Annotated in this window: 4 protein-coding genes; all 4 read right to left on the bottom strand. The window is 64.4% G+C overall.

From position 1 onward, the window contains the following. Positions 1-9 precede the first annotated feature (9 nt). Positions 10-732 carry an ABC transporter ATP-binding protein gene (locus Q1K49_RS02090; protein WP_213694047.1) on the bottom strand — a complete coding sequence of 241 codons (723 nt, stop codon included), beginning with the start codon at positions 730-732 and terminating at the stop codon, positions 10-12. Next, positions 732-1,505, bottom strand: coding sequence for an ABC transporter ATP-binding protein (locus Q1K49_RS02095; protein WP_300522234.1), 774 nt, complete (start codon positions 1,503-1,505; stop codon positions 732-734). Before Q1K49_RS02095 ends, Q1K49_RS02090 begins: the two co-directional genes overlap by 1 nt. Positions 1,506-1,509: 4 nt before the next feature. Further along, positions 1,510-2,382, bottom strand: a complete 873-nt coding sequence (locus tag Q1K49_RS02100) for a branched-chain amino acid ABC transporter permease (protein ID WP_300522237.1) — start codon at positions 2,380-2,382, stop codon at positions 1,510-1,512. Between the two features lie 13 nt (positions 2,383-2,395). Continuing rightward, positions 2,396-3,037, bottom strand: a 642-nt coding sequence (locus Q1K49_RS02105; RefSeq protein WP_300522240.1) for a branched-chain amino acid ABC transporter permease, incomplete at its 5' end; no start/stop codon positions are given.

A 3,037-nucleotide genomic window follows, 5' to 3' on the forward strand; every position in this document is an offset into this window, starting at 1 on the left:
CCGGCTCCTTCAGTGCGTTGCGGGTTTTCCACCGAGGTAGGCCGCCTCCACCTCTGGATTTGCGAGGAGTTCTTTGGACGTTCCCGAGAGAATCAGCCGTCCCGTCTGGAGCACATAGGCCCGGTGGGAGAGCAACAGTGCCTGGCGGGCGTTCTGTTCCACCAGGAGGATCGTCACCCCCTCCTCGTTGATGCGCCGGAGTTCTTTGAAGATTTCCTTGATGATGATCGGCGCGAGCCCCAGAGAGGGCTCGTCCAGAAGAAGCACCCGGGGGCGGGCCATGAGCGCCCGGGCGATGGCGAGCATCTGCTGCTCCCCTCCCGAGAGCGTTCCCGCGTACTGGCCCGTGCGCTCCCGGAGCCGGGGAAAGAGCGTGTAGACCCACTCCATGTCCTCGGCGATTCTGTTCCGGTCGGACCGGGGGAAGGCTCCCATGAGAAGGTTCTCGTACACCGTGAGGGGGGCGAAGACCTTCCGTCCCTCCGGAGAGAGGGCGATGCCCTGGGCGACAACCTGGAAACTCCGCTCCGCCAGGAGCTTCCCCTCCAGATAGACCTCGCCCCTGTCGCGCTTCACCATGCCCATGACGGCGTTCATCAGGGTGGACTTGCCCGCCCCGTTGGCGCCGATGACGCTCACGATCTCCCGCTCCTCCACGGCGATGCTCACGTCCGACAGGGCGCGGATGGCGCCGTAGCTCACGGAGAGATTCTTCACGTCCAGGAGGGCCATTATTCCTCCACCTCCTCGCCGAGATAGGCCTTGAGCACCTCGGGATGTCCCTGGATGTGCTCGGGATCGCCTTCGGCGATGAGCGCGCCGAAGTTCATGCACACGATGTGGGGGCAGATCTCCATGACGAGCTCCATGTGGTGCTCGATGACGAGGATGGTGAGGCCGAAGTCCGCGTGAATCTTCTGGATCAGGCGGTTCAGGTCCTGCACTTCCTCGGGATTCATGCCCGCCGCGGGCTCGTCCAGAAGGAGCAGCCGGGGCTCCAGGGCGAGGGCCCGGGCGATCTCCAGGCGCCGCTGGTGCCCGTAGGGAAGGGTGGTGGCGGTCTGGTCCGCCCGGTCGGCGAGTCCCACCCGTTCGAGAAGCGTCATGCTCCGGTCCCGGATCTCCCGTTCCACGGAGCGCCAGCGCCCGAGATGGGTGCAGGCTTCGAGGAAGGAGTAGCGGTGGTGCTGCTGGCAGGCGGTCATGACGTTCTCCAGGACGGTGGCGCTGGCGAAGAGGCGCAGGTTCTGGAAGGTCCGGGCGATGCCCTTGCGCACCACTTCGTAGGTCTTGCGGTTGGTGATGTCCTCCCCGAAGAAGGTGATGTGGCCGCTGGAGACGTCGTAGACGCCGGTGACGAGGTTGAAGATGGTGGTCTTTCCCGCGCCGTTGGGGCCGATGAGTCCCGCGAGCTCTCCCTCCTGAAGGATGAAGCTCATGTCGTTCACGGCGTGGACGCCGCCGAAGAATTTGTTGACGCCGCCGAGTTCGAGGGCGAAGGCCATGGCGCTACCTCCTCTCCTGCGCGGGGGCTTTTCTTCCGAAGAGTTTCCGGAAGAGTTTCGGGCCGAATTCGTACTGCCCCATGATGCCCTCGGGACGCAGGACCATGATGATCACGAGGACGGCTCCGTAGATGAGCATGCGGTACTGGGAGATGGGACGGAAGAGTTCGGTCACGAGGGTGATGATGGTGGTGCCGAGGAGGCATCCGCTTAAGGAGCCGAGGCCGCCGAAGACGACCACGGCGGTGAGTTCGGTGGACTTGAGCATGTCGAACATGACGGGCTGGATGAAGGAGAGGAAGCCCGCGAGGAGTCCTCCGGAGACGCCGCAGTAAAAGGCGGAGAGAACGAGGCTCAGGACGCGCACTCTGGCGGTGTCGTAGCCCAGAAGGGCGGCGGCGATGTGATCGTCCCGGCAGGCCTTGAACATGCGGCCGTAGCTGCCGTGGAGGAGACAGAAGAGCAGGAAGGCGAGGACGAGAAAAAATCCCACGGCGACGGGCATGGTGGTGAAGGTGGGGATGCCGGGATAGCCCCGGGCGCCCCGGGTGACGGACTGCCAGTTCTCGAGGATGAGCCGGATGGCTTCTCCGAGGCCGATGGAGGCGATGGCGTAGTAGTCGCCCATGAGTTTCAGGGTGGGAACGCCGATGACGTAGGCGACGACGATGGCGAGGATGCCTCCGGCGACGACGGCGGGAAGCCAGTGGAGATGATACTTGACGGTGAGAATGGCGGTGGCGTAGCCGCCGAGGGCCATGTAGGCGGCGTGTCCGAGGGTGAAGACGCCGGTGAAGCCCGTGAGGAGGCACACGCCCATGGCGGCGATGGCGTTGATCATGAGCAGGGTGATGATGCCTTCGGTGTAGGCGGACATGGTCTGCCTCCCTCTAGATTTTCTCGCCCACGGATTTGCCGAAGAGGCCCGTGGGTCGGAAGAGGAGGGTGATCACGAGGAGCGAGAAGACCACCAGATCCCGGAGTTGGCTGGAGATGAAGCCTGCGGTGAGCATTTCGGCGAGGCCGAGGATGAGGCTGCCCACGACGGCGCCGGGAAGGGAGCCGAGTCCGCCGATGACGGCGGCGACGAAGGCTTTGATGGTGATGCCGCCGAGCTGGGGATAGAGGGTGTACCGCACGGAGAGGAAGATGCCTCCCACGGCGGCCAGAACGCCGGCGACGAAGAAGACGAGGGAGATGAGGCGGCTCACGTTGACGCCCATGAGGCCGGCGATGCGCAGGTTGTACGCGGCGGCGCGGATGGCGAGCCCCCATTTGGTCCGGGTGAGAAAGATCTGGAGCCCTCCGAGGCAGATGACGGCGACGACGAGGGAGATGAGGTCGAAGGCGCTGGTGGTGGCGAGCCCGAAGAGGTTCACGGGATCGGTGGGAATGACCGGAGGAAGGGCACGGAAGCGCCCTCCCACGGTGACGACGAAGATATTCTCGATGACGATGCTCATGCCCATGGAGGCGATGAGAAGGTAGAGGGTGACGTTGGTCCGCTCACGGATCGGTTTGTAGGCAAGTCT

Origin of the sequence: Aminiphilus sp. (genome assembly GCF_029975095.1) — a bacterium.
Lineage (GTDB): Bacteria > Synergistota > Synergistia > Synergistales > Aminiphilaceae > Aminiphilus.